Genomic DNA, 25,676 nt, shown 5'->3' with positions numbered 1-25,676 from the left:
GACAACCAACCGACAGCCTGTTCACGCCACCAACCGTGCTCCCAAACACCCCGTACTGAAACGGCATGAACTCATCGAACAGTATACCAAGGGGAGAAAATTACGCTGAGGTTCACGAATTCCGGGACTGAAACCAGTGAACACAGCCCTTCAGCAACATCGCGAATCGCTCCACCGGGACACGCCGCACGTGGCCATGGCGATCCACTTGAAGCACCGTTTCCGTTTCCAGATCCATCGCGGACAAATAGCCGCCGCCAAAACAATACGTGTCCATGCAAACCAGATGGCTTTGACGAAGCACCTCACCATCGGGCTGGGGAGTGTGCCCCACAAAAACACGCTTCCCGCTGTGATGCGGTGCCGGCAGGCTGGACGGCAAATGAGTCCAGTAGGTCAACTCATCGTCCTGCGTTGCGATCTCACCACTGGGGTCGTACATCGCATGCACGAAAATCTCGCTTTCGGTTTGATAGCACGCCAGCAAGTTCTCAAAGAAAGCCAAATGCTGCTCCGGGATTTTGCGGATCGAGCCACCGTAGCTGGCCACCGTCGCCCGACCACCACTGCGCAGCCACATCGAATCGTCCATCCCTCGTGCCACCACGCTTTGCAACATCCATTCATGATTCCCACGCAGTGGGATCACCTTGCAAACGGACTGCAGGTCAAGCAACTGCTCCACGACGTCGCGAGAGTCTGGGCCGCGATCGACGTAGTCGCCCAAAAAGATCAGCTCGTCATTTTCCGCCGGCGCCAATTCTTGAATCATCGACCTCAGTGCTTTTGCGCATCCGTGGATGTCGCCGATCACATACCGGGCCATTCAATTCACGCCTGGGTCGAAACCCTGCTGCTCACTGGGAAAAGAAACATCGGGCGTCAGATCCTTCAAGATGGCCTGGCCGCAGCGATGCACCAACTTTTCCCAAATCTCTTCGCAAGGAGCGAAGATGGATTCCGTGTCGGCTGGCGTGACCAACCAACCGCCTTCTTCCAGTTCGTTTTCCAATTGCATCGGGCCCCAACCTGCATAACCCACGATGAATCGCAACTTCGCGTCGTCACGCCGGGCGAGCAACCGCAAGTGATCCTCATCGGCGGTGACCCACGCGGGAACATCCGCCCATTGGATCGACATGGATCCCCAAGGTTCGGCAGGATGATCATGCAGTTGGGTGGTTGATCCAGCCGGATCGTTCTCGCCCGCCTCGGTTCCATCCACACCGCAGGGATCGCCGATGCCGGCGATGTTATGCAGCGCCAACATGGGGCCGTTCACCGGCCCCCCCAAATAAATCTGGTCCGGATGAATCTGCGGATCCAACTGGGCGGGGTTGTCGGCTGAATCGCCGGGGGACTCACTCGACAAAGTGGAGCTCAAATCGATTTCAGGTTGAGCCCCCGCCTGCCAAGTCGGATCACTCATTTCGATGATGTCGCCAAACCGCTGCGGTCCCACGCGATTGATCACCACACCAAAGGCGCCTTCCTCGGTGTGCCGAACGATCAGCACCACAGAACGAAAGAAATTGCCATCGTGCAAATACGGCGACGCGATCAAGAAGCGACCGGTGCAATTCGTGGACGTGTTCATCTCAACCCCGGGTTCGTGAACCGGCAACGGCGTGCGTAAATTTAGGATTGGTCTCGGAACTGATCACGCCACAGACATCCGCCCCACGACAACCCCACGCCGAAGCCAACCAAGACGTTGGTGGAGCCCTGACCCAACTCGTCACGCCCTCGCATGCGGTCGATCAGAATCGGCAGGGTGCAGGAGACTGTATTCCCCACATCCGCCAAATCGATCGGCAATCGCTCGGGAGCGATGTCCATCCGCTTCCGGAGTTGATCCAGCATCTTCCAGGTGGCCTGGTGAAACAAATAGTGACCGATTTGGTCATCGGACAAATTGTTTTCTTCCAGGATTTCATCCACCAAACGCGGGATCGCATCCACGGTGAAATTGATCAGGCTGGGGCCATCCATGTAGAGGCGACTTTTCCAGCGTTTGCGGTGCCGAGGCGGAATCGCGTCTTCCGCGGGCCGGCCACCGCCGTTGCCGACAATCAGCATGTCAGCACCGCTGCCATCACTGCCGAACTGATACCCCCACAAAGAGGGCTCCTCTTCGGCGGTGATCAGGGTCGCAGCGGCCGCGTCCCCGAAAATGGTTCGCAGACTGCGGTCATTGGCATCGATGTATTTGCTGTACGTTTCCGCCGTCACCAGCAAGATTTTTTTGGCGACGCCGGTGCGGATCAACCCATCGGCCATCGCCGTGCCGTAAACGAAACCGCTGCAACCAAGGTTGAAATCGATTGCCCCGCACTGTGTTCGCAGTCCCAGGCGGTCCTGCAACAAACAAGCAGTGGTCGGCAGCGGGTAATCGGGGGTTTGCGTGCAGAGCAGCACAAAATCAATCGTCGAGCGATCCAAATTTTCACGTTCGAACAATTGCTCGCAGGCCTGCACCGCGAGGTCGGCAGAAGTTTCGCCTGGCTGGGCGATGTGCCGCTGATGGATCCCCGTTTTCTCCGCGATCAAATCGAGATCCCAGGAGGGGAACTGTTCCTTCAGCGTCGCATTGTCTTCCACATGTTCCGGAAGATGCACCGAGATGGGACCAATCTGGGCGTGGGGCACGTTCGACTCGGCGAAGAGGCTAATGAAAACTGACGTGGATCATTCAAAGAAGGCAGAAGCGTACCAGCGATTCCGCATCAACGGCAACTCGCAAACAAGGCTCCGACCCGGTGGGGATGAAAAAATCGCCCTTTTGCGGGGCAAAAAAACCACACCCAAGGGACAAAAAAAAACCACGCCTGTTTTGATCCAGGCGTGGTTTGAAGAGCGGCTGATCGGATTCGAACCGACGACAATCACGTTGGCAACGTGATGCTCTGCCAACTGAGCTACAGCCGCGTTTCAGTTGTGTGGGCCACAGTATAAGAACCATCGGATTTGTCGCAAGTCGACTTGAAAGGTTTTTTAACCGCTTGTCGATCATCGCCGGAAAACACTACACTTTGCCGCTGCATGAAACGGCCCCTGAAGCAGGTGCCCCCCGGTCGAAGCGTCCGATCACCCCGGCCTTTTCGATTTCGCTTTCTGAATGTTCGGTAGCCAACTCCGGTTCGATCGATTCATTCTTCTAACACAAGGTTCAAAATCAGGATGTCCACGTCTTTCGACACCGATTCCACGCCCGCCGAAGACGCGGCTGCTCCCGTCAAAGACCCGCTGCAGTTGAACATGGAGGTTACCAAACCTCATGCCTGTTTGCGGGAGGTCATTGTCACCATCCCTCGTGGCGAAGTGGATCGCTACATGAAGGACGCGTACGACGAACTCGTTCCTGAAGCTCAGGTTCCCGGGTTCCGTGCCGGCCGCGCGCCACGCAAATTGGTTGAAAAGCAATTCAAGGACCGAATCGAAGATCGCGTCAAAGGCTCGCTGTTGATGGACAGCTTGGCCAAAGTCACCGAAGAAGCCGAATTTTCGGCGATCGGTGAACCCGATTTCGATTACGAGTCGATTGAATTGCCAGAAAAAGGTGAATTCAAGTACCAATTCAGTATCGAAGTTCGTCCCGAATTCGGCACGCCGGATTGGAAGAAACTGGAACTGAAAAAGCCCGTCGAAACGATCTCCGAAGAAGACGTCGACGCTGCTCTCCAACGCGTTCTCTCTCGTTACGCTTCCCTGGAAGCCAGCGACGCGCCCGCCGAATTGGGCGACCGCTTGCTGATCACGGCGAAATTCAAAGACGGCGACAAAGTCATCTCTGAAATGGAGGAAGAACGCGTCACCTTGGCCAATCGCCTCAGCCTCTCCGATGCAGTTTGCGAAAACTTCGGCGAACTGATGAAGGACTGCAAAGAAGGCGACTCCCTGACCACCAAGGTCAAACTCGGCGAAGGGCACCCCAACGAAGAAATGCAGGGCAAAGAAATCGACGCCACCTTCACGGTCGTCGAAGTCTTGAAAGAACAACTGCCCGAATTGACCGCTGAGTTCTTGGACGAATTGGGCGAATTCGAAACTGAATCCGAACTTCGCGATTTCGTTCGCTCGTCGCTCGAACGACAAGCCAACTTCCGCACCGAACAAGCGATGCGTGGCAGCATCATCGAAAAACTGCTGGATTCAGCTGACTTCGAATTGCCACCCACCTTGGTCCGTCGCCAAATGAAGCGCGAACTTGATCGCAAAGTGCTCGAGTTCCGTCGCAGCGGTTTCGACGACGACATGATCCGTCGCTTCGTCAACGCCAGCAAGCAAAACATGCAACAAGGCACCGAAGCCTCGTTGCGTGAACACTTCATCCTGGAGCAAATCGCCGACGAAGAAAAAGTCGACGCCGAGCCTCAAGAGTACGAAACCGAAATCCAGTTGATCGCCGAACAAAGCGATTCCTCACCACGTCGCGTGCGTGCTCGATTGGAAAAAACCGGTCAAATGGATGCCCTTCGCAACCAAATCGTCGAACGCAAGGTCATCGAAATGATCACCGAAGCGGCAACGGTTGTTGAGGAACCTGTCGAAAAAGAAGCCGAAGAAAAGAACGAAGAGTTCGCCGTCGACCACGAAGTGCTGCCGACCAAGGATCACGAAGCGATCCCAGCAGCCAAGTACGACGACAACACCCCCAAGGGTGCGGAAGCCGAAGACAAGCAGGAAAAAGACAAGGACTGATCCTGAGTCTGATTCCCAATCGAATCAACGCCCGGTCGCCAACAGCGGCCGGGCGTTTTTTTTGCGCTGCGGAGGTCTTCGAGGCAGCGAAGCTTGCGAGCAGGGAAATCCAGAAAACGGGCGGAGCCGAAAGCTCACGCATTCCCGGGGTGACCAACCTGAACCCCCGAAACGCAGGGCAGGCCGCATGAATCCCGCCAAGCGGTGACTCTGTTGGCATCCAACCGAGCGGCCCGATCACGATGATCGCAAACGTCGCCGCGAACACCCCAGCAATCGGGACGCACGCCCTCTGCAACCAGCGACCGTTTTTCAGGAAGCCGAATCGACCCTGCGAGCGCCATCCAAACGCCCGCGTTCGCGGCCGTCTCCAGCAACGATCGCAACTCTCCCGCGGAAAGATGATCCGTCAACGTTCGACCATCCTTCACGAACGTGTCCACCAGCATCCGCCGCCGGCCCGAGTCGATCACCAAACCCAAGACCTGTTCCGGACAGATCGTTTCCGCCGCGACATGATCCGCGTAGGCAACCGGCACCAATTCCACCGATTGTGGCAAACCAATCGCCTCCCAAACCGAAGCCAGTTTTTGGGCGGTCTGGCACCCGCTGGGGCCGACTTTCGCGAAAGAGAACTCACTGGGAACTTGCCTTGCCAATTCCTGCCCGGTGTCGGATTCCCCCAATGCCGCCGACAGCTGAACGCCGCCCCCGCCAACCCGAAGAGACGCAGCCAAGTGCGTGGCAGCGGCTCGCCAAACGCTGGGATCGCAAGCCGCCAGGGCACCCCGCGAGGGTTCCTTGAAGTCCACAATCCGAACCCCACTGGAGATGACCAGCTGAGCCTCGTGCAAATCCCGCACACTGACCAGCAATTCAGCTTCGCTGGACTCGGGAAGCAGGGCTTCGCAGCAATCGGACACCAATCGCTGGCGGGGTGACAACGGCTCCATTTGATTTTCTCCGGGGCATTCTGATCCAGGTTGCCGTTCCATCGGATCGACCCGAAGCGGTCGGCAAGTTACAGTCTTCATCCAATCAGCGTTGCAGGGATGCAACTTACGTGAAATCAATGTCACCCAACAAGACACCGGATCTGCCGCGGTGAACTACGACTCCATCGAAACGCCTTCGCAGTTCAGTGACTTTTGCGAGGCCATTGCGGACGAACCCGTGATCGGCTTCGACACCGAATTTGTCTCTGAAGACTGCTATCGCCCCGAGCTTTGCTTGCTCCAGGTTGCGGCAGGCAAACACCTGGCGGTGATCGATCCCTACACCGTTGGCGACACCAAGCCATTCTGGGACATCCTGACCGACGACACCGTCGAACCAGGCAAACGAGTCGTGATTGCTCACGCCGCTCGCGAAGAGATTCGGTTTGCTTATCGATTCGCCGGCCGTCCAATCGCGGGATTGTTTGACACTCAACTGGCCGCTGGGTTTGTCGGCATTGAGTACCCCGCTTCGCTCGCAACGCTGGTTCAGAAGCTGGTGGGGCAAACCCTCCCCAAGGGCGAAACACGAACCAATTGGCGGCACCGTCCGCTGACAAAAGACCAGCTGACCTACGCGTTGCACGACGTGACCACACTGGCAGAAATGCACACCAAATTGATCGCGGATGTCAAAGCTCTGGATCGAGTCGCCTGGCTGGACGAAGAAACGGAACGCCTTCAAAACAAAGTCATCGACGCGGAAGAAAGCGAGAACTGGCAACGCGTCAGCGGAAGTTCAGGCCTGAAACCTCGCCAGCTCGAGATCATCCGTCACCTTTGGCGCTGGCGTGAAGAGATCGCCCGCAGCAAAGATCGATTGCCCCGGCGGGTGATGCGAGACGACCTGATGGTGGAACTCGCGAAACGCGGCTCACCAGACGTCAAGAAAATCCGCAACATTCGCGGGATGGAACGCCGCGGTTACAACGACCAGTACGAAGAAATCGGTGACGCCATTGCTGCTGCCCTGGAAGTTCCAGACGAGCAACTGCCGCGTCGCAATCGCGGCCGTTCGCGAAGCGCTTCGCCGATGTTGAGCCAATTCCTTTCCACGTCGATTGCTTGCATCAGTCGACAACAAAAATTGGCGCCCGCCATCGTCGGGAATTCCGATGATGTCAAAGAACTGCTCTCCTACGAACTGGACCCGCGGCGTGGCACGCCCACCCCGTCGCTGCTCAAAGGCTGGCGCGGTGACATCGTCGGAACCGCCTTTCGCAAAATTCTGCGGGGCGAACTCGCCATCCGAGTCGCGGACACAAGCGAACAACAACCGCTTGAATTCGTCGAGTGCGAAGGGTCACCTCAGCCGGAAGCCAGCGAGTCCGATTCGGGCAACGCCTGAATGGAAGCAGCAGGCAAATCACAACGCCGCCCCGGCACCATCACTCATGCTTGTGATGGTGTGGATCTCGGTCGTGATGCCGCTGGTTGATGTGCACGTGTAGTTGAGGGTGGTTTAGAAACAACCACTCCCACCCCGACTCGGTGACCGCGGAATCGTCCAGGTACAACGATTCCAGATGCGGCAACTCAACAATCACTTTCAAACCTTCATCCCCGAGCGGAACACCGATCAGATGAAGCCCCCGCAGCGACTCCACTTCCAACAACGCTCGGCCCAAGTCGTTTCCTAGCAACGTGGATCCCACCCTCAGCTGGCGCAGCTTGGGCAGGGCAGCCAACGATCGAATTCCCTTTTCGGTCAACCTGCTGTGCGGCAAATTGAGAAACCAAAGCGTTTCGCATTCAAGCAACGGCTTCAGCCCCTCGTCCGTGATGGGCGAAAGCCGCAATCGCAAATGCCGAAGCTCGGGAAGCTTGGCGATCGTCTTCAGGCCCTCGTCCGTGATCACTCCCTCATCGATCAAGACCGTGTCCAGCTTAGGAAGTTCGGTCACCAGTGGTTCGCCGACTGCCTCTCCTCCCCCAACGAACCGATTGCTAGGTGGCAGAGGCGCGAACTCCGGCGAACTCACATCGCCCGTCGCCGGACTGCTCTCATCCACAACCAGATCCGAGCGACGTTGCTCAGCGGCAGTCTCCAATTCCTCGAAAGGAATGAGCAGCAAACTGGAATCGTCAATCGGGTACGAGGGCGTGTGCAATTGGGTGGAGACCCCGTTGAGAATCTGCTCGATCTGCTGAGCAAAAAGCTCTTCCGGCTCCGGTGGCTTCGGCGGCGGTTGGGGGGCCTCGATCGGACGAGTGGCCCACCATCCGAGCACGATCATCGCCAGCACCGCGATTCCAATGCCGAGTTTGACGGGCGTGAGGATCACTGCCAGCCGCTCTTTCAGGCTGGTTCGCTTGACCGACTGTTCCTCGTCGTCGGCTCCAACGACATCGCCCAGTTCGTCTTCCTCGCCGTTGTGCGGCGAGTCAGCGATCGAGTCGCTTTTATCCTCTCGGTCGTCGTCCGATGGTTTGATCGATGACATGAAGAAGAGTTGTATCCTGGCACCGGAGCGCCGACAAACGACGCTCCGGTGCGCAGTTAAGTTTCGTTGAGAAGCAAAACGCTGAGACGATTGACCCAGTAACCGTCGCAACGAGTGCAGAGCTTCCGCAGGCTGGAACCCGCGAAGAAATCATTCCCGCAAACGATTTCTTGTCAACGAAACCTAAGTTTGGATGGGTAAAAGGTGGGAGGGCGTGAGGAATCCCCATGCCGGTGAGAGTGGGTTACCAGTGGCACCAAATGGAAGTCAACGCCGAAACGACGTTTGAGCCAAAAATTCCACACTCGCTTCGGTTTCACGGGACGTTTCATCGCCGCCGTCCGTCGTTTTGACACCGGAAAACACGCACAAAGGACCGCCAGATCGCTCCACCGACGCCACCAGCGGTACCGCGCACCAGTGAAGCAGATCTTTCGTGTTGGTTTGGGCCGAAGCATCCGCCGTGTCGTCCAAACGATTCAAAATCAGGCCCCCGATCGGCAACCCTGCGGATTCAGCCGCCCGCGAAGTGGAGATCACTTGATGCAACACACCGAGCTGATCCGGAGCAACCAACAACAGATGAAATGAGTGGCCCTCTCGTTGCCCCCAACGTTTGATCTCGATCGCCAAATCGATGTTCAGCCAATCGTCACAGATCGGGCTGAACAGGCCACCGGCGCCCTCAATCATGACAACATCGAAATCACCTTGGCACCAGATCGCCAAACCGTCCTGCAATTGCTGCGAGTCGACCCGGGACCCTTCTTGAGCTGCCGAGCGAGGCGGCGACAACGGAGCAACGAACCGCTGCGGGCAAACCGCGTGCAAAGATTTGGGACACCCTGCCGCTTGCCAGAGTGTTTCCGCATCGACACTATACCGTTCACCGTCAGCCCGCACTTCGCACCCACTGGCCACCGGCTTGTAGATCCCCACTCGCTGACCGCATTCCCGCATGCGCTGCACCGCCCTCGCAGTGCAGTAAGTTTTGCCAACCTCGGTACCGGTTCCTGTAACAAAGTAGAGACTTGCCATGAGTTCTTCGGTCAAATTGTCGTTGATTCAGATGCGTGATGCGGGGTCGAAAGACAAGTCGATCGAAGCATCGATTGAATGGATTGAGAAGGCTGCCGCAGACGGTGCTCAGGTGATCTGTTTGCAAGAGTTGTTTGCCACATGTTACCCGTGTCAAAGTGAAGACCACGGCAACTTTGATTTGGCAGAGTCAATTCCGGGGCCAACGACCCAAGCCCTGCAACCCGTGGCCGAACGACTGGGCGTCGTGATTGTGGCTCCCCTCTTTGAACGTCGCGCACCGGGCGTTTACCACAACAGTGCCGTTGTGATCGATGCCGACGGCAGCGTCGCGGGCGTGTATCGAAAGATGCACATCCCCGATGACCCGTTGTACTACGAGAAGTTCTATTTCATACCCGGCGACCTGGGATTCAAAGTCATCCCCACCCGCTTCGCCAAACTGGGCGTGGGAATCTGCTGGGATCAATGGTTCCCAGAAGCCGCGCGATTGTTTGCTCTGGCCGGCGCCGAGATCCTACTTTACCCGACGGCGATCGGCTGGATCGATGAAGAGAAAGAAGAATTTGGCGAAGGCCAACGCGATGCCTGGATGACGGCGATGCGAGCCCACGCGATCGCCAACGGGATCTACCTGGGAGCCCCCAATCGTGTCGGGATAGAAGGGCGAGTCGAATTCTGGGGCTCGTCCTTCATCGCGTCGCCCCGGGGAGAGATCCTCTCACAAGGCGATTGTGCCAGCGACCAAATCGTTTCCGCGGACTGCCAGCTTGCCGACATCGACGTCGTCCGAACCCACTGGCCATTCCTTCGTGATCGCCGCATCGATGCTTACGGTGATCTCACCAAACGGTGGATCGACTGAGCGATTGAGTCAATCAACGTGATGCATCGCGGGAAGCACAAGTGACATAGCGGAAGGGCGCACGACAATTCCCACTCAATCGAATTTCGCGTTGTTAGCGGAGCGGCGCGAGCCGCCCGGTGAATCGCAGGAAACTCCACCACCGGAAAACCGGATGGCTTGCGCCGCAACGCTACATTTGTTGCTGGTTGTCCGGCAAGGCATGTCGCTTGGTGATCTCGAGCATTGCCGCGTGAACCTTGCCGTTGCTGGCCAGAACGCTGGTTGTTTCCAGCGGCAAAGCGTCACCGGTTGCGGTGGTGATTTGGCCTCCCGCTTCGGTGATGAAGAGGGCACCTGCGGCGAAGTCCCACGGGGACAGCTTGTATTCGAAGAATGCATCGAAACCGCCGCAGCCGACTTCGCACAGATCCAACGACGCGGCACCGAACCGGCGGATGCCATGAATTTCGTTTTGGAAACATTCCGCGATCGCATCCAACGTGGCACGCATCATCTCACCACGGTCGTAGTAAAACCCACAACCGATCATGGATTGGTTCAGCGAACCGGACTCACTGACCTGCACTCGCGTGCCGTTTTGAAACGCACCTTGCCCTTGCACGGTCGTGAACAAATCATTGCGAATCGGATTGTAAACGGCTCCAACGATCGGAACGCCGGATTCGTAGTACGCGATTGAAACAGCAAAGTGGGGCAGATGGTGGGCGAAGTTATTGGTTCCATCGAGTGGGTCGATCACCCACAAATGCTCCGCACTGGAATCGCCGCCCTGGAGGTCCTCTTCCCCCAGCAATTCATGATCGGGGTAGGCCTCTCGGATCAGCGTCGCCACGGCCTGCTCGCTCTCCAAATCCGCGTCGCTGACCAAGTCGTACGTCTTGCCCCCATCCACGGATTTGTCGCGGATCATCACGCCATTTTCAAAGTAGCGACGGAGAATCTCACCGCCGACTTTTGCAGCCTGGACCGCTGTCTCGAGCAGGTCAGCCCGCCTCAGGTCATTCTCGGACATTTTTGCGTCTCATTCGGCAATTGGAGGTGGTGGCAGTCTGTTATTGTGAGGGAGTCATCCCACTGACTCTTCATCCGATTTGCCCAACGAGGATTTCGTCGTGAAAATCTCTTCGACCGCTCGTGTGTTTGTTTGTTGCTTTGTGATTGGTACCAGCGGGATTGCCAAGGGGGACGACCGCACAACGCCCTCGCCCGTGGAGGCCAAGAAACTGGTCGCTGCCAAAGCGAGTGCCGACGATGAAAAAACGACGAAACAGGCTCCGAAAGAAACGGCCCCAGAATCGCCCAAGGGGTTGACCATCGGGTCGCCCGCACCTTCTCTGGACATTGAACACTGGGTGGGTGAATCTCCCTCGCCCGTGTCGGAATTTGAACCCGGCAAGGTGTATGTGGTCGAATTTTGGGCCACGTGGTGCGGCCCATGTCTTTACAGCATGCCTCACCTGGCCGAATTGCAGAGCAAGTACGCGGACGATGGCCTGCGAGTTGTCAGCGTCAGCACCGAAGACCTCGAAACGGTCACAGAATTCTTGAAGCGTAAGGTCAGCCCAAGCATCCTCGGAATCAAAGAACCAGCTGCCAACGAAGACGAGGCGGAAGCAGGCGAAGCCACCGAAGAGACCAAGCCCATCACGTTTGCCGAGCTGACATCGGCCTACAGCTTGACCACGGATCCAGACGAATCGGTCAACGCCGACTACATGAAAGCCGCCAATCAAAACGGCATCCCGACCGCGTTCATCGTGGGCACCGATGGACACATCGAATGGATCGGCCACCCCATGTCGATGGATGAACCTTTGGAAGCAGTCATCCACAACAAATGGGATCGTGAACCGGCAAAAGAGAAATTTGAACGCGAACAAAAGATTGCTCTGGCCGTTCGCGAAATCATCATGGCTCACCGCACGGGGCACCACGAAACCACGTTGAAGCTCTTGCAGGAACACGCCGACCTGTTTGCTGGAACTCGATACGAATCCGCTTTGAAATCCATCTGGTTTCCGACCGCCCTGGCCACACAGCAAAGTGACATCGTCTTAGAAATCATCCAAGAGAGAATTGCTGCGGGCCCTGACGACGCTGTTTCCATCAACCGCTGGGCTTGGGAAATTTACGAAGCCGTGGAATCGGGGCTCCAGAACAACGACAAAATCTTGAGCACCACCATCGACGCTCTCCAATCAGCCTTGTCCAGCGACGAATTCGAAGCGAACGATGACATGTGGCCGGCCTACGACACCATGGCTCACCTGAAATCCATTGCCGGCGACAAGCAGTCGGCGGTGGAGTGGCAAAGGCGTGCGATTGAATCCGCTCCGGAAGATGAGCAGGAACGACTTCAGGAATACCTGAGCGAACTGACGGGCACCGTCGTCACGTCGCCCGAGAAAGCAGACGCAGCCGAGACAGAAACCAGCGTTCCCCAGCCGTGACGCGGATCGATCGACAGAAACTCGTTGTCCTGGCGACATTCCTGTTGATGGTTGTTTCGCTTTACAAAGCTCCGTTTCCGGCGGAGCAATGGCTGCAACACATCCCGACCGTTGCCATGTTGCTGGGGCTGCTTTGGTCGACCGGCAATGCGAGGCTGTCATCGCTTGGCTTCGCCTGCGCGATCTCGTTCATCGTGCTGCACATCATCGGGGCACGCTGGACTTATTCCAACGTCCCCTACGACGCTTGGTGCGAATCTCTTTTCGGGCGGAATTTATCGGACCAGTTTGGCTGGCAACGCAACCATTACGATTACGATCGGCTGGTCCATTTTGCCTCGGGATGCCTGGGCGTCCCGGTCGCCTTCGATTGGCTCAAGCAAATCTGGGGCCCCGCTCACTCTCAGTCTCCGCTCCCCCGATGCTGGGGATGGTTCCTGTCGATTTGCATCGTGATGGCGGTGGGAGCCGCGTACGAAGTGCTGGAATGGCAAATCGCCATGTTCTTTTCGCCTGCTCAAGCGGAATCCTACAACGGCCAGCAAGGCGATCTCTGGGACGCTCAAAAAGACCTCTGTTTGGCGGGAATGGGCAGTCTGCTGGCCGTCGGAATCCACGGGATTGGGACTGAATTGCGACGAGCCTGATTCGGTCGTCTTGACGGAACCGGTCACTGGGCGTCGTAATGGGACAATGCAAAGAGACATTGATAGCCAGCGACTTCACGATGACCTCCGCGGATTGGTTTCCGGAGACGTCTTGTGCGATCCCGTGTCGACTCAGTTGTACGCCTCGGACGCCAGCATTTATCAAATCCGCCCGCTGGCCGTGGTGCGGCCCCGGTCCGCCGCCGACGTCTCCACAACGGTCCAGTACGCCTGCGAAAACGATTTGCCCATCCACGCTCGGGGCAGCGGCAGCGGCGTCTCTGGAGAATCAGTCGGGCCGGGGATCGTGGTGGATATGTCCGCCCACATGAAGCGGATTTCTCCGTCGGATGATGGGATGCAGGTGACCGTCCAAAGCGGTGCCACACTGGCGAGCGTCAACCGGTTCCTGAAAGGGCATCGACGTTGGTTTGGCCCGGATCCGGCCACACGTTCGGTCACGACCATGGGCGGCGTGATTGCCACCAACGCCTCCGGCAGCCACTACCTGCGCAGCGGTTCGGCCCGGAACACCGTGCTATCACTCCGCATGATTGCGGCGGATGGTCGTCTGGTGGAACTGTCGCAACACGACCCCTTGCCAATCGATGATGACGAAGCGAAGCCCGAGAATGGCAACCTCGATCCCCCCCAAGATCTCAACGTCTCGCTCTTGGATCAAGCTGGCGAAGCAGGGTTCGTGAACCGCGTTTCGCGAGGATTGGTTGAGATCCGGAATCGCTTTCATTCCCAACTCGAAGCCAACGTGATCCAGTCGCCTGCCAGCGGTGGTTATCGCTTGGACGATCTTTACGACGCCAATCATCGAGTCGACTTGGCAAAGTTCTTCAGCGGCTCGCAAGGCACACTGGGCGTGATGATCGACGCCACGCTGCGCACCGAAGCGATCCCCGCGCATCGTGGGGTGGTGCTGTTCTTTTTCCATCGGCTCGACTCCGCCACCCGGGCCGCCGTCGCCGCTCTGCAACACGGCCCCATCGCCTGCGACGTGATGGACCGACGGTTGCTGCAAATTGCTCGCGAGGGCGAAAAACGATTCACCGACGTGGTGCCGCGTGAAGCCGAAGCGGCAATGTTGGTCGAAATCCAAGGCGAGTCTTTGGGCGACCTCTACGACCGACTCGCCATTTTGCGTCAGTCCATTTCCAGTGGCCACGACGCGGCCTTCGAATCGGTGGACACCATCCGAGATGAGATTCGCGATCTTTACTGGATGCTGTTTCGAAGAGTGATCCCACGGCAATACCGGGTTCGTGGCACACAGATGCCGCAACCATTTGTGGAGGACATTCACTCACCACCGGAACAACTGCCTGAAATGGTCGTGGCCGTGCAAAACGTTCTCAAACGCCATCAAACCACCGCCACAATCTTCGCTCATGCCGGCCACGGTCAATTGCACGTGCGACCGATGTTGGATCTGCAGAAGGACGAAGACCGCCGAAAAATCCGTCCACTCAGTGAAGAAATCGCAAGCGTCGTTTGGGATCGCGGCGGGCAGATCGGCGTTGAACACGCCGCCGGTCTGAGTCGTTCTTACTTGATGCCCAAGCAAGCCGGTGAACTCTGGCAAGCGATGGGCCAAGTCAAACGCTTGTTCGATCCCTACCACCGTTTCAATCCAGGCAAGCTGTTCGGTGCGGTGCTGCAAAAGCCCGATGAGAACCTCCGCCCGCTCGACCAAACCATTGAAATCGTCGCCTCGGGTCGCAGTGTGATCCCGTCGTCGCTGACGATGACATCCGAGAATCCCGCCAGCGAAAACGATGCGTCGGCGCCTTCGACAGAGGTCGCTGATCCCGATCAACCAACGCCAGAAAACGAATTCGCGGAGGACGAGACTTCGACGGAACCCGAGCCCGCCAAATGGGTCTCTTCGTTGATGCCGCACCAACCCGCCCCGCAACTGGAAGTGCTTCAGCATTGGCCGGGCGGAGCACCGATCACCACCACCACACGAGCCTGCAACGGGTGCGCGCGATGCCGCGCCGACGCTTCGGACGAACGTCAGTGCCCGATGTTCCGCATCACCTCCATCGAAGAAGCGTCCCCCCGCGCCAAAGCCAATCTGTTGCGTGGGGTTTTGAGTGGTCAATTGCCGGTTTCGGAACTCACCGGGGAACGCGCCAAAGCCGTCGCCGACCTGTGCTTCAATTGCCACTCCTGCCGAGTCGAATGCCCCGCTTCGGTCAACATTCCCAAGGTGGTCGGTGAAATCAAAGCCCAGTACGTTGCGACCAACGGGCTGACTTTGTCGGATTGGCTGATTGGCCGAATTGACATGCTGGCCGCACTCGGTTCACGCGTGGCCTGGCTCTCGAACTGGATGCTCCGGCGACGTTCCCTGCGCTGGTTGGCAGAACGCACCCTGGGACTGTCCGCCTCTCGGGAAATCCCGTTGTTGGCCAGTGAGTCCTTCGTCCGGTACGCAGTGCGACGACGTTGGCACCGAGCCTCCCCCGCCGGCGGATTGAAAGTGGTTTACTTCGTCGATCATTTCGCCAATTACCACGATCCTGAGATCGGTCGCGCTCTGGCGGAAATCCTGCAACACAATCGGATTGGGTTCTATGTGCCGACCGGGCAAAGTCTGAGCGGAATGGGACGCATCACGGCGGGCGATCTGAAGGGTGCCCGCCGAGTTGCCAAACGCAATGTTCGCTTGTTGGCGGACGCGGTCCGGCAAGGCTACACCGTGCTCGCAACCGAACCCGCCGCCGCACTTTGCTTGAAACACGAGTACCCGAACCTGCTCGATACAGAAGACGCTCACTTGGTTGCCGAGCACAGCTTCGAGGCGTGTCACTATTTGTGGTCCTTGCATCAAGAAAACCGATTGACGCTGGAGTTTGAACCCATTCAACACCGGATGCTGTATCACCAACCCTGTCACAGCCGCGTTCTGCACAGTGACACCGCAGCGGCCAACCTGATGCAACTGATTCCGCAATTGGAAGTCGACATCGTCGCCAAGGGATGCAGCGGGATGGCCGGCACGTGGGGATTGCAGCGCAAGAATTACCGCAACAGTTTACGAATCGGTTGGCCGATGGTTTCCGCCGTTCGCAAAGCAACGTCCAGTGCCCCGACCACCGAATGCAGTGCGTGCAAATTGCAAATGGAACATGGCGGTGACTACGAAGCGATTCACCCCCTGAAGTTGCTGGCACATTCCTATGGCCGTCTGCCCGCACTGAATCTGCGTGGAAAAGCTCCCCTCAATGAAGACAGCCCAGCATGACCCCACCCTGTTCCATCGACGTGTTGCTCTTTGCTGGTGCCAGCGAATCGGCCGGTGGTGCCGATCGAGTCACGGTGCAGACGCACGCACGCCCCACCGCCAACGAACTGATGACGCAACTGGCCGCACAACACACCGAATTGGCAGCGATGGTTCAGCGGTCTCGATTGGCCGTCGACCAAACGTACGTCTCGCCCGATCATGTGATCGAAACGGACGCCGAGGTCGCGTTGATCCCGCCGGTCAGTGGTGGTTGATCGATGTCGAAAACGCCAATCACTGACGAGAGTTTCGGTGCCGTCAACATTCGCTTGACGAACGAACCATTGGAACCAATGGTGCAAGCGACTTCAGGCGAGGAACCTTGGCTGTCGCACCCCGACGCGGGTGCGATCCTCTGGTTTCATGGCGTGACGCGCCGCAAGACGAAGCAGGGCGATCACGAGACCATCACGAAAGAACTTTCGTACACGGCCCATCGTGAAATGGCAGTCAAGCAATTGAATGAATTGGCGTCCAACGCTGTGCAAGAATTCGGTTTGCATCGCGTTGTGATTTGGCATCGCCTGGGCACTGTCCCGATTGGACAAGCCAGCGTGATCGTGGGATGCAGCAGTGCTCACCGAGTCGCCTCACTCGATGCGGTTGCCGCCATCATGGACCGGCTGAAACAAGACGTTCCGATTTGGAAACAAGAACACTTTGAATCTGGCGAGTGCCACTGGATCCATCCGTCACCCACGACGGACGATCCAAGGACTCATTGATGCTTCACGAGAATGCCCACCGGACACTTTCGCGAAACATCACTTCTGACGGCGTTCAGTCACGAGGTGGACGAACGTCTTTTGTCGCTCCTGCACCTGTCTGTGACGCGCGGCGATTTTCTCGCTGAATCGCGTCATAGACCTCTTGGCGGTGCACCGGTATCGCTTGGGGAGCTTCGATACCCAGACGCACTTTGTCGCCTCGAATATCAACGATGGTTACGACCACATCGTCACCAATCATGATGCTTTCGTCGCGGTGTCGGGAAAGGACGAGCATGGTGTCCTCGGCTTAAGTTGTCGGAGTGGGAGAGCTTTCGAATCAATTCGTCAGGAATTTCAATGTGTTCACGGCGGCATTCCATTGCCGAGAGTTGTTGCATTCCATCGCAATGTTCGGACGAGGTTCACCTGATGAAACAACACCCGTTGCTTCGCCTCGCGTACACCACTCATCGACCCACCGGATGGAATAGTTCACGCATCGGTCAGAAGGTCGGCACGTGCCGGTCGTGCCGATTCGACTTGGTACCCCGTTTGCAACGCCCACCCATCTCCATCCCGCAAGCCGGACACCGATTGACTGGATCGGGTTCGCGAAGGAACGGTCCCGCCACCACTTCTTCTGGCAGGGGATCGCTGCCAGCCACCCGGTGCCGCTACCCCACCTCCCCACGCGCATCAACGAAAAATGGCGAGCATTGTCATCCAATGCTCGCCATTCCGTTTGTTTTGTCTGGGTTCGTCGACTCGAATCAGGCAGCACGCACCTGTGAGGTCGGCAATGGCTTGGCCGATTCGGATGCCACGGTCGGCAATGGCTGACGCATGGGACGATCGTCGTTGGTGATCACCTGGCAACCCAAGCGACGATCCAGGTTCAGCATCAGAGGTGCTCGCAGGTTCGTCGTCAACTTGCCAACGTGCCCGGCGACGGTGGTCATCACATAGACTTCCGAGCCTGACGTCAGGTGCAAGCTCGACAGATCACGCCGCCCGATGTGGACTCGATAGTCCGGGAAGAACGCTCGTGGACTGATCACAGCCAGTGCTCGATCACCTCGGGCCGCACTTTGCAGCCAGGCCACCGAAGCGTTGTCCGTGTCAGGAATCAACGCCCACTGATGAAGCGATTCCATTCCAATCAGACCCTGCGGGAACAAAAACAACTGGTCGGCGTTGAGTTCCAACGTGCCGAAGCGATGACTGTCGATCCGCATGACTTGATTCCACTCGTCGAATGTTTTTGTGTTCGGGACCGGTCCTGTCCCAAACGGTTCCTTCGGGTTCTCCGTCGCTACTTTTCATCGGCCATTGAATCCCGCCAGTCCACCGAACAATCGAAAAAGGACGAAAATTCGCTGCAGCCATCACAATCGGAATCTCCTGACACGATGACGCCGTTGATCCAGCGGACCAATGGCCCCGTGGATCAAAGGTAGTTCAGGACCGTGATGCCCGAGGTTTGTCCGACGAAACGCATGGAGGCTTCCAACGCAACCTGACGGGCCTGCAATTCACTGATCACCGATGCCAAGTCAGCGTCCATCGCGTCGGACAACTGCGACTGCAGGAGAACGTTTTCGTTCTCCACCGCCGTTCGGGAGTCCTGCAAGGAAGAGTGCCACACTCCCACCCGCCCACGAGTCCGCGTGCTGGCGTCCAGGTCATCGTCCAAACGAGCCTGCAAACGGCCGATTTCGGAGATATCCCCGTCGCGGATGGCGGATTCGAGACGCAACAGTGTGTCGATCGCGCCACCGGCATCGCGTGGTTGGTAATCGCTGCCGTTCAAAACCGCGAAACTTCCGTCCAATTCCCCAACGCCTTCCGTGGCGTCCTCAGGAATCCAGCCCAGGTACGTCCCGGCATCGCTCAAACCAGGCTGTGTCACCCGGATCGGATCGGCTCCCGGAGGCGCTGTCAATCTCAACCCATTGCCGACTTCATTCAGCGACACCAAGACTCGCTGGGGGTCTTGATTGTCGGGATGGTTCCGAATCAGATCGATGATCTCGCCCACGGTTTCGGCATCTTCGAGCTCGAATTCCAGCTCCACACCATCCGGCCGAGTGATCACCAAATCGGGGCCTTCGGGGTTGTAGTTCAATCCCCGTTCTCGGGCCAATTCACTGACCAAAGTGTCTTCATCTGCTGTGCGAATGCCCAGTTCCGTCGCCGCAGAACCACCGTTTTCGCCAACGCTGTAGTCCACGCCAGACCGCAAGGCGTGCAGTTCAATCCGGCCTGCCGTTTCATTGAGAACCGCTTTGACTTCCGCATCGCTTCGATTGATCGCGATGATCACGTCGCCAACGGTCTCGGCATTCGAAAAATCAATTTCGTAGCGTTGGTTGCCACGATCAATGACCAACCCGTCAGTCAGATCCAACCCCGCACCGTTGTTCAAATCCGAAATCGAGGTCGCCAAAGTGACCTGAGGTGCCAAGCGGTCTCCGACCAACGGTGGAGGCCGAAATCCGTCTGGATTGGAGATCAACAGATCCGACGCCAACCGACTGCCCGGCGCGTCCTTGATCGCCAGCGTTCCTGGCAAACCGTCGGCGTACTGGACCGTGATTGAATCGGCTCCCAGCGTGACGGACAACGATCGACCGTCCAAATCAACGGTTCGCAAGACATCCGCCACATCGCCAATCGTCGCCGCCTGCCGCAGGTCCAGTTCCACGAAATGGTCGCCATCCGAAACGGTCAGGACGCCCGCTTGGACACCTTCCCCTTGTTTCATGTCGATCAACCGGGTGTCTGCATTCAGTGCCGCCCCCAGCGATTCGCCCTCGATGAATGGTTCGCCGACTCCGATCGCGGTCGCAGCGCTGACAGTGAATTCGGCCTGAGTGCCATCGCCGAGCTTGGTCAATCCGATCGCTTGATTGCCATTGAACCGAACCGTTCCGCTGATGTGCTCCAGCGCCAGATCGGTTTGCAGCACACCGCCTAGCAGTTGGTGATCGGCGAACATGCCATTGCCCGCGCTGACGACCGACTCCATTTGCTGGCGGATCGTCATCGCCAGAGCTTCTCGCTGGGCATCCGACAGCACGCTTTGGGCGGCTTCGACAGCGGCCCCCCGCGCTTCAATGATGGCCGAATCGACTTTGTCCAACGTCACATCGGCGGATTGGTAAAACGCCTCCGCGGCATCTGCGTTCCGAACCATCTGGTCCGTTCGTGAAACTTCACGCTGCAGCCCGATCGAGCGGGCCGCCGCCGCAGGGTCATCACTGATCGTCAGCACACGACGCCCGGTGCTCAACTGGTCATACTGACGCTGAATCGCCAATTGGTCGCTGTTGAGCTGGTACATCAACCGCTGATTTTGCAGCGGAGTGCTCGTTCGGTTCGTTGCGACGGGAAGTAGTGACATGATTCAACGATGCGAAATGGTTCGAAAACACCGTCCGAGAACACGATGCAAGCATTTTCGGTATCGTTGTAATCGGCACAATTGACATCGTGACTGAAGATCAATCCCTTGGGGATTGGTTCCAGCCTGACCGAGGCACGGTCCAGGAGGACTCCGCAGCGAGATAGAACATGATTTTCATCAGCACCATGCAACTGACTCGGACCCTCGAACGGGGCGATTTTTTCTGCCCGACTTGCGAATCCATTCAGGGATACCGCCTGCGATCCAAACGAACCTTTTTGACGCTGTACTTCATCCCCACCATTCCGCTCAGTGCCCCCGAACCGTTCATTCAATGCGACCACTGCAAATCGCCTTGGGACCTGAGCGTGCTGCACATCGATGAGCGCACTCACAAGAAGGTCCGCGAAAATCAGTTCCGCAATGAAGCGATCCGGTCCTGCGTGTTGATGGCGCTCGAAGACGAAGAGATCACGGAACCGGAAATTCAATCGTTGCTGCGGATCAGTCGCGTGATCCTCAACAACCCGATCGAGCGAGAAGAATTAGGGCGTCTGTGTTCCGTCGCCATGCATTCGGGAATCGAAACGCAGAACTACGTCATGACGGTTTCCAAACGCTGGACCATGCAACAACGTTTGCTGGCGATTCAAGCCATGTTCTTGGCCGCCTCCTCCGGAGAAAAAAACATCTCCGACGCCAAGGTTCGACAACTCGGCCGAATGAAGGATTTGCTGGAGCTAACCGACACGGAATTCGAAGCCGTGATCGAAGACGCTTTGCTGTACGCCGGCGTCTGACCCCACTCGCGGCAGCGCGGGAACCAGCGGAGGCCCTGATTCAGACGGGTCGGCTCATTGCAGGTCCAATCGCACACGCCGCATCGTTTGCAAAAACCGAATGCACCCCGCCAACAGCACGACCGCGCCGATCCCGATCGCGGCATAACCGGCGACCAACAACTCTGGCGATTCGCCGAAGAACTTGATCAGCGTTCCTCCCGTTCCCACCATCATCAACGACGTTCGCAGGTACGCCAGCAACGTCCGTTCGTTGGCAAGATCCGTGCGAATCACCGCCAAGTCATTGCGTTTGCGGGCCAGCGTGTCGCCCACCGGTTCGGGGTTGGGATCCATGTCCGATTCGCTCATGCTCAAAAAAGCCGGTTGATCCCGTTCAGAGCCGCGACCCGATAGGCCTCCGCCATGGTCGGGTAATTGAACGTGGTCTCGATGAAGTAATCGATCGTGTTCTGACGCCCCGGTTGATTCATGATCGCTTGACCAATGTGCACGATCTCCGATGCGTTGGCGCCAAAGCAATGCACCCCCAGGATCTCTTTGGTTTCCCGATGGAACAACAACTTCAGCATCCCGGTGGTCTCCCCGGTGATCTGAGCCCGAGCCAAGGAACGGAACTGAGCCTGGCCGACTTCATAGGGCACACACTGATCGGTCAGCTCACGTTCGGTCGCACCAACCGAGCTGATTTCAGGGCTCGTGTAAATTCCCGTGGGAATGTCATTGAGCCGCAGGTTGCCGTCAGCCCGACCCAGCAGATGCATTCCCGCAGCCCGCCCCTGCGTGTAAGCCGCACTGGCAAGCGACGGAATTCCGATCACATCCCCCACCGCATACACGTGCGGCAAACAAGTTTGGAAATGCTCGTCGACCACAATTTGACCGCGGCTGTTGGCCTCAATCGGAAGGCTGTTCAATCCCAGGTCATCGGTGTTTCCCTGCCGACCATTGGCCCACAGGAAAACGTCGGTTTTGAGAACCTTGCCACTTTTGAGTCGCAAAATCACGCCGTCATCCAGTCCCTCGATGTTCTCCATCGTTTCGTTGTGACGAATGATGACTCCCTGGTCGCGCAGGTGATACGACAACGCATCGATGATCTCGTCGTCCAAAAACTCCAGCAGTTTTTCGCGGGTGTTGATCAAGTTGACCTTGATCCCCAAGTTACGAAACATCGAGGCGTATTCCGTCCCGATCACGCCAGCGCCATAAACGGTGATCGAACCGGGCTTGTCCTTCATTTCCAAAATCGTGTCGCTGTCAAAGATTCTGGGATGCGAAAAATCGACACCTTTGGGGCGGTAAGGCCGTGATCCAGTTGAGATCACAAACGCTCCGGCTGTGATCACCTCGCCATTGTCGATGGTGATGGTGTGCTCATCGACAAAGCGTGCTTGGCCACGATAAATCGGGACCGCATTGCGATCATAAAACGATTGCCGCATGGAAACTTGCCGGCCAATGATCGCCTGGGTGCCGCGGTTGAGCTGTTCCATGCTGGGGCTGGCAGCGAATCCCATTTCTCGCATCACGGGATTCTTCAACGACTTCATCGTACTCGTCACCGCGTATCGCAACGCTTTGCTGGGGATCGTGCCCCAGTGCGTGCAACCACCGCCGATTTGCCGGTATCGCTCGGCAACGCCTACCCGCAAACCACCCTTGGAGGCTTGCATCGCGGCACCTTCCCCCCCCGGACCGGTGCCGATCACGAATAAATCGAAATCAAATTTGTCGCGAGCTGGCTTGGCGGCCGGCTTTGTCTCTTGGGCGGGCAGATTGACGTTCGGCGTTTCGGGGGGCGACGCCGCCCCGTTTGCCGAGGAGGATTCGGTCGCTGATGACATGCCTCGTTCCCTGAAAATGCAATGAATTGCGAGTCAATTGAGCGACGGCCGCCTCACCGAACGCTTCGTGTCTCGACGTGATTGGGTACCACGGACCGTCGAATTCTGTTCGAATCATGGTTCGAAAGATTCCGTCACCCCGTCGAATAAGTCTTGTTTGTACGATGTTGATTGCTTGCGTCCAGACCGGTGTCCATTTTGCTTCCGTCGATCAAAACGTGGACGACGTCTGTCAAAAGATTGATCGCCTTGGCAAACAAGGCGTCCAACTCGCGGTTTTCCCCGAGTGCACGCTGACCGGTTACGGCTACGAAAGTCGTGAAGAAGCGCTGGACGCCGCTCCCACGATCGACTCCGCCGCTGTCACGACTCTTGTCGAAGCCTGCCAAGTCAACCAATTAACGATCACAATCGGGACGTTGATTCGGAAAGATCGCGACGAACTGCACAACTCGGCGCTGATGATCGATGGATCAGGGCTGCTCGGTCGTTACAACAAAGTTCACCTGCCGCACTTGGGGGTGGACCGGTTCGTCGATCGCGGCCAAGCCTGCGACCAAATCTTGACAACCCAATCAGGTTGCAAAGTCGGGCTGGGGATCTGCTACGACAGTTCGTTTCCCGAACCCATGCGGGCGCTGGGATTGGCTGGTGCAGACATCATCGCCCTCGGCACCAACTGGCCCGTGGCGGCGTCACGAACGGCCGAAATCGTTCCGCCGGCTCGCAGCATGGAAAATCACCTGTTCTTCGTCGCCGCCAATCGCATTGGAACCGAGCGAGGATTTGAATACTGCGGGATGAGTTCCATCTGTGGGCCCGATGGGGTCGAATTGGCTCGGGCAAAGGGCGCCGAGGAAACCGAACTGATCGTCGATGTCGACCTGGAACAAGCCCGCAACAAGCGAATCGAGCGAACCCCTGGAAAACATGTCATCGACCGCTTCGCCGATCGTCGTCCCGAAATGTATTCGCGGCTGGCAGATCCGATTGTCACGCCTCCCAACTAGCTGTTGAAACACGCCCAGCCAGTGAAACCAACCACTCATCAGTGGTGTCTAAGGTCGAGACAAGTAAATGGCTTCGCCAGTGAACCGTTTCCGAAGGTCTTCATCACTCCAGGAAACCTTGCCCACCGCGGGATCGCCGATCAGCCAGCGTCCGCCATCGGTTTGACCAAGCACCGTCACGACATGTCCGACGGTGACGTTGCCGACAAACCCGGTGTCCTGGGGGTCGTCACCACGCAATCCAAACCGAACCAACGCCACATTGGGCAACTGGCCTCGTTGATGCCACTTGCCGGGATCTCGCGCTGCAACCTTGGCCTTGAGATTGTGCTCGCGAGCCACCGTCGACAACCCGCGGTAAAGTCCCAACGGGGCGGTTCCCAGCGAACTGCTCAAACAAGCCGAGGCGAGGTCTCGTTCACTGGCCGAGATCCCCGATGTTCCCAACAAGGTGACCGCAGCGGCGGGCGCGCAGCTGGCTGAGTTGGACTGCATGTAAACCCCATCGTGCCACTGAGCCATCCATTGCGGCTCACGAGGCTGATCCCAGTCCAACGGGAACAGCACCGGGCGAGCGAGCGGCGTGATCACAAAAGCAACCGCCAACGTCATCAGGATTCCCGCGACCGCCGGCCGAAACTGACGACGCAAATCGACCGCATGTCCCGCCAGCCCCGCCGAAAAGGCCAGCAAAACGGGAGTCACGTTGGACCAGTACAGGGCCGCCGAAGACGTGATGGCTTCGGCCCAAATCAGACGGCCAAAGAAACTCCAAGCGAACAGAAGCGAAATTCCGATCAGCCCCACAAACACCCACCGATTCGAGCGTTCGGACGAAGATTGAGAGCGACATCCCAAGCGGTAAGCTCCCCAGGTCATCAGCGTCACCACGACCACCGCCAAGGCCAGTTCGAGATCAGGGCGAGCGAATTCAAGGTCCATGCAGGAACCTCCGTGAACAGACAAGGGGGACTCAATCAACTTTCGGCAGGATTAACGTTAGCAATCCATGGCATTCGATACAAACGCTAATTTCATGATAGCTTCATCAATCCTTCCCTTTCCAATGCGTTTCGAACGTTTGACACCGCCTCCATTCACGCCCCTTGCCCCCAGGAAAAGAGGTCGTGCCGTTTTTAAGTGCTGTGTTGCCAAGCGTTTATCATCACCCTCCCTCCGGGAGGGTCGAGCGAAGCGAGGGGAGGGTTCAGCATTGGATCCAGCGCGTAACCCTCCCCGGCCCGAAACGGTCCGACCCTCCCAAAAGGAGGGTGAAGTAAAACTGCACGACCTCGGAGCAGGCGGGGTTCCCAAAACAGTACGAGCACGGCACTTAAAAACTGCACGCCCTCAAAACCCGTGGTGAGAGCCTCCATCCATCCCACACCAACCAGCGGCATTCATTGGCAATTGGTGTGCCAGCGTTTTCTTTTCACAGACGCCCATCCATCTTCGC

The 25,676-nt window shown here is 57.5% G+C and carries 23 protein-coding genes and 1 tRNA gene; 10 read left to right on the top strand and 14 right to left on the bottom strand.

The genetic code is table 11. The features are described from left to right. Positions 1–112: 112 nt before the first annotated feature. From PSR62_RS12545 to PSR62_RS12530, 4 genes are all read right to left on the bottom strand, one after another. Positions 113–826: a metallophosphoesterase family protein gene (locus PSR62_RS12545; RefSeq protein WP_274408085.1), complete on the bottom strand. Its 714-nt coding sequence runs from the start codon at positions 824–826 to the stop codon at positions 113–115. Continuing rightward, on the bottom strand, positions 827–1,597 hold the full coding sequence (locus PSR62_RS12540) for a YqgE/AlgH family protein (protein ID WP_274408084.1): 771 nt from the start codon (positions 1,595–1,597) through the stop codon (positions 827–829). 41 nt (positions 1,598–1,638) lie between these two features. Then, positions 1,639–2,649 carry a ketoacyl-ACP synthase III gene (locus PSR62_RS12535; RefSeq protein WP_274408083.1) on the bottom strand — a complete coding sequence of 337 codons (1,011 nt, stop codon included), beginning with the start codon at positions 2,647–2,649 and terminating at the stop codon, positions 1,639–1,641. 206 nt (positions 2,650–2,855) lie between these two features. Then, positions 2,856–2,928, bottom strand: a tRNA-Gly gene (locus PSR62_RS12530). A gap of 252 nt (positions 2,929–3,180) precedes the next feature. Between PSR62_RS12530 and tig the strand changes: the two genes are divergently transcribed. Beyond that, entirely contained in the window at positions 3,181–4,701 is a 1,521-nt protein-coding gene (gene tig / locus PSR62_RS12525; RefSeq protein WP_274408081.1) for a trigger factor, read from the top strand. Positions 4,702–4,835: 134 nt separating this feature from the next. On the opposite strand, the gene PSR62_RS12520 is transcribed toward tig, so the two are convergent. Then, positions 4,836–5,735 carry a (5-formylfuran-3-yl)methyl phosphate synthase gene (locus tag PSR62_RS12520; protein WP_274408080.1) on the bottom strand — a complete coding sequence of 300 codons (900 nt, stop codon included), beginning with the start codon at positions 5,733–5,735 and terminating at the stop codon, positions 4,836–4,838. Between the two features lie 70 nt (positions 5,736–5,805). Here PSR62_RS12520 and PSR62_RS12515 point away from each other — a divergent pair, with 70 nt between their 5' ends. Beyond that, the gene (locus tag PSR62_RS12515) at positions 5,806–7,044 is read left to right on the top strand and encodes a ribonuclease D (RefSeq protein WP_274408079.1); all 1,239 of its coding nucleotides are present in this window, start codon (positions 5,806–5,808) and stop codon (positions 7,042–7,044) included. 40 nt (positions 7,045–7,084) lie between these two features. On the opposite strand, the gene PSR62_RS12510 is transcribed toward PSR62_RS12515, so the two are convergent. Next, a complete protein-coding gene (locus PSR62_RS12510; RefSeq protein WP_274408078.1) occupies positions 7,085–8,140 on the bottom strand; it encodes an adenylate cyclase in 1,056 nt (351 codons plus the stop codon). A gap of 267 nt (positions 8,141–8,407) precedes the next feature. Then, complete coding sequence (gene bioD / locus PSR62_RS12505) at positions 8,408–9,178, bottom strand: dethiobiotin synthase (protein ID WP_274408077.1); 771 nt, start codon at positions 9,176–9,178, stop codon at positions 8,408–8,410. On the opposite strand from bioD, the gene PSR62_RS12500 reads away from it, so the two are divergent. Continuing rightward, on the top strand, positions 9,177–10,043 hold the full coding sequence (locus PSR62_RS12500) for a carbon-nitrogen hydrolase (RefSeq protein WP_274408076.1): 867 nt from the start codon (positions 9,177–9,179) through the stop codon (positions 10,041–10,043). The two genes, bioD and PSR62_RS12500, sit on opposite strands and share 2 nt — an antisense overlap. A 172-nt stretch (positions 10,044–10,215) precedes the next feature. Here PSR62_RS12500 and PSR62_RS12495 read toward each other — a convergent pair whose 3' ends face one another. Beyond that, positions 10,216–11,058 carry an inositol monophosphatase family protein gene (locus PSR62_RS12495; protein WP_274408075.1) on the bottom strand — a complete coding sequence of 281 codons (843 nt, stop codon included), beginning with the start codon at positions 11,056–11,058 and terminating at the stop codon, positions 10,216–10,218. A 100-nt stretch (positions 11,059–11,158) separates the two neighbouring features. On the opposite strand from PSR62_RS12495, the gene PSR62_RS12490 reads away from it, so the two are divergent. The 5 genes from PSR62_RS12490 to PSR62_RS12470 are packed head-to-tail and all read left to right on the top strand — an operon-like array spanning position 11,159 to position 17,172. Continuing rightward, positions 11,159–12,496: a TlpA disulfide reductase family protein gene (locus PSR62_RS12490; RefSeq protein ID WP_274408074.1), complete on the top strand. Its 1,338-nt coding sequence runs from the start codon at positions 11,159–11,161 to the stop codon at positions 12,494–12,496. Beyond that, on the top strand, positions 12,493–13,143 hold the full coding sequence (locus PSR62_RS12485) for a DUF2238 domain-containing protein (protein ID WP_274408073.1): 651 nt from the start codon (positions 12,493–12,495) through the stop codon (positions 13,141–13,143). The genes PSR62_RS12490 and PSR62_RS12485 overlap by 4 nt, the downstream gene beginning before the upstream one ends. A 46-nt stretch (positions 13,144–13,189) precedes the next feature. Further along, positions 13,190–16,405: an FAD-binding and (Fe-S)-binding domain-containing protein gene (locus tag PSR62_RS12480; RefSeq protein ID WP_274408072.1), complete on the top strand. Its 3,216-nt coding sequence runs from the start codon at positions 13,190–13,192 to the stop codon at positions 16,403–16,405. After that, positions 16,402–16,662: a MoaD/ThiS family protein gene (locus tag PSR62_RS12475; protein ID WP_274408071.1), complete on the top strand. Its 261-nt coding sequence runs from the start codon at positions 16,402–16,404 to the stop codon at positions 16,660–16,662. The genes PSR62_RS12480 and PSR62_RS12475 overlap by 4 nt, the downstream gene beginning before the upstream one ends. A gap of 3 nt (positions 16,663–16,665) precedes the next feature. Further along, positions 16,666–17,172, top strand: a complete 507-nt coding sequence (locus PSR62_RS12470) for a molybdenum cofactor biosynthesis protein MoaE (RefSeq protein ID WP_274408069.1) — start codon at positions 16,666–16,668, stop codon at positions 17,170–17,172. Positions 17,173–17,227: 55 nt separating this feature from the next. On the opposite strand, the gene csrA is transcribed toward PSR62_RS12470, so the two are convergent. The 3 genes from csrA to PSR62_RS12455 form a co-directional block, all read right to left on the bottom strand. Beyond that, positions 17,228–17,452, bottom strand: coding sequence for a carbon storage regulator CsrA (gene csrA / locus PSR62_RS12465; RefSeq protein WP_007325270.1), 225 nt, complete (start codon positions 17,450–17,452; stop codon positions 17,228–17,230). 475 nt (positions 17,453–17,927) lie between these two features. Continuing rightward, entirely contained in the window at positions 17,928–18,392 is a 465-nt protein-coding gene (fliW, locus tag PSR62_RS12460) for a flagellar assembly protein FliW (protein WP_274408068.1), read from the bottom strand. A gap of 212 nt (positions 18,393–18,604) precedes the next feature. Beyond that, positions 18,605–20,560, bottom strand: a complete 1,956-nt coding sequence (locus PSR62_RS12455) for a flagellin N-terminal helical domain-containing protein (protein WP_274408067.1) — start codon at positions 20,558–20,560, stop codon at positions 18,605–18,607. Between the two features lie 170 nt (positions 20,561–20,730). On the opposite strand from PSR62_RS12455, the gene PSR62_RS12450 reads away from it, so the two are divergent. After that, the gene (locus PSR62_RS12450) at positions 20,731–21,363 is read left to right on the top strand and encodes a zinc-ribbon domain-containing protein (RefSeq protein ID WP_274408066.1); all 633 of its coding nucleotides are present in this window, start codon (positions 20,731–20,733) and stop codon (positions 21,361–21,363) included. Between the two features lie 54 nt (positions 21,364–21,417). On the opposite strand, the gene PSR62_RS12445 is transcribed toward PSR62_RS12450, so the two are convergent. Then, complete coding sequence (locus PSR62_RS12445) at positions 21,418–21,714, bottom strand: DUF202 domain-containing protein (protein ID WP_274408065.1); 297 nt, start codon at positions 21,712–21,714, stop codon at positions 21,418–21,420. A 2-nt stretch (positions 21,715–21,716) separates the two neighbouring features. Further along, on the bottom strand, positions 21,717–23,210 hold the full coding sequence (sthA, locus tag PSR62_RS12440; protein ID WP_274408063.1) for a Si-specific NAD(P)(+) transhydrogenase: 1,494 nt from the start codon (positions 23,208–23,210) through the stop codon (positions 21,717–21,719). Positions 23,211–23,374: 164 nt separating this feature from the next. On the opposite strand from sthA, the gene PSR62_RS12435 reads away from it, so the two are divergent. Further along, positions 23,375–24,220 carry a carbon-nitrogen hydrolase family protein gene (locus PSR62_RS12435; protein ID WP_274408062.1) on the top strand — a complete coding sequence of 282 codons (846 nt, stop codon included), beginning with the start codon at positions 23,375–23,377 and terminating at the stop codon, positions 24,218–24,220. Positions 24,221–24,268: 48 nt separating this feature from the next. On the opposite strand, the gene PSR62_RS12430 is transcribed toward PSR62_RS12435, so the two are convergent. After that, positions 24,269–25,162, bottom strand: coding sequence for a peptidase C39 (locus tag PSR62_RS12430; protein WP_274408061.1), 894 nt, complete (start codon positions 25,160–25,162; stop codon positions 24,269–24,271). Between the last annotated feature and the right edge of the window lie 514 nt (positions 25,163–25,676).

This window comes from Rhodopirellula sp. P2, assembly GCF_028768465.1.
Lineage (GTDB): Bacteria > Planctomycetota > Planctomycetia > Pirellulales > Pirellulaceae > Rhodopirellula.
Note: the sequence above shows the minus strand (reverse complement) of the source record. Positions and strands in the feature narration are given on the sequence as shown.

What these genes read in the sequence shown, in the direction of transcription:
- PSR62_RS12545 (WP_274408085.1), bottom strand. Translation starts at nt 826, where the DNA reads ATGGCCCGGTATGTGATCGGCGACATCCACGGATGCGCAAAAGCACTG.
- PSR62_RS12540 (WP_274408084.1), bottom strand. Translation starts at nt 1,597, where the DNA reads ATGAACACGTCCACGAATTGCACCGGTCGCTTCTTGATCGCGTCGCCG.
- tig (WP_274408081.1), top strand. Translation starts at nt 3,181, where the DNA reads ATGTCCACGTCTTTCGACACCGATTCCACGCCCGCCGAAGACGCGGCT.
- PSR62_RS12520 (WP_274408080.1), bottom strand. Translation starts at nt 5,735, where the DNA reads ATGAAGACTGTAACTTGCCGACCGCTTCGGGTCGATCCGATGGAACGG.
- PSR62_RS12510 (WP_274408078.1), bottom strand. Translation starts at nt 8,140, where the DNA reads ATGTCATCGATCAAACCATCGGACGACGACCGAGAGGATAAAAGCGAC.
- PSR62_RS12500 (WP_274408076.1), top strand. Translation starts at nt 9,177, where the DNA reads ATGAGTTCTTCGGTCAAATTGTCGTTGATTCAGATGCGTGATGCGGGG.
- bioD (WP_274408077.1), bottom strand. Translation starts at nt 9,178, where the DNA reads ATGGCAAGTCTCTACTTTGTTACAGGAACCGGTACCGAGGTTGGCAAA.
- PSR62_RS12495 (WP_274408075.1), bottom strand. Translation starts at nt 11,058, where the DNA reads ATGTCCGAGAATGACCTGAGGCGGGCTGACCTGCTCGAGACAGCGGTC.
- PSR62_RS12480 (WP_274408072.1), top strand. Translation starts at nt 13,190, where the DNA reads ATGCAAAGAGACATTGATAGCCAGCGACTTCACGATGACCTCCGCGGA.
- PSR62_RS12475 (WP_274408071.1), top strand. Translation starts at nt 16,402, where the DNA reads ATGACCCCACCCTGTTCCATCGACGTGTTGCTCTTTGCTGGTGCCAGC.
- PSR62_RS12470 (WP_274408069.1), top strand. Translation starts at nt 16,666, where the DNA reads ATGTCGAAAACGCCAATCACTGACGAGAGTTTCGGTGCCGTCAACATT.
- csrA (WP_007325270.1), bottom strand. Translation starts at nt 17,452, where the DNA reads ATGCTCGTCCTTTCCCGACACCGCGACGAAAGCATCATGATTGGTGAC.
- fliW (WP_274408068.1), bottom strand. Translation starts at nt 18,392, where the DNA reads ATGCGGATCGACAGTCATCGCTTCGGCACGTTGGAACTCAACGCCGAC.
- PSR62_RS12455 (WP_274408067.1), bottom strand. Translation starts at nt 20,560, where the DNA reads ATGTCACTACTTCCCGTCGCAACGAACCGAACGAGCACTCCGCTGCAA.
- PSR62_RS12450 (WP_274408066.1), top strand. Translation starts at nt 20,731, where the DNA reads ATGATTTTCATCAGCACCATGCAACTGACTCGGACCCTCGAACGGGGC.
- PSR62_RS12445 (WP_274408065.1), bottom strand. Translation starts at nt 21,714, where the DNA reads ATGAGCGAATCGGACATGGATCCCAACCCCGAACCGGTGGGCGACACG.
- sthA (WP_274408063.1), bottom strand. Translation starts at nt 23,210, where the DNA reads ATGTCATCAGCGACCGAATCCTCCTCGGCAAACGGGGCGGCGTCGCCC.
- PSR62_RS12435 (WP_274408062.1), top strand. Translation starts at nt 23,375, where the DNA reads ATGTTGATTGCTTGCGTCCAGACCGGTGTCCATTTTGCTTCCGTCGAT.
- PSR62_RS12430 (WP_274408061.1), bottom strand. Translation starts at nt 25,162, where the DNA reads ATGGACCTTGAATTCGCTCGCCCTGATCTCGAACTGGCCTTGGCGGTG.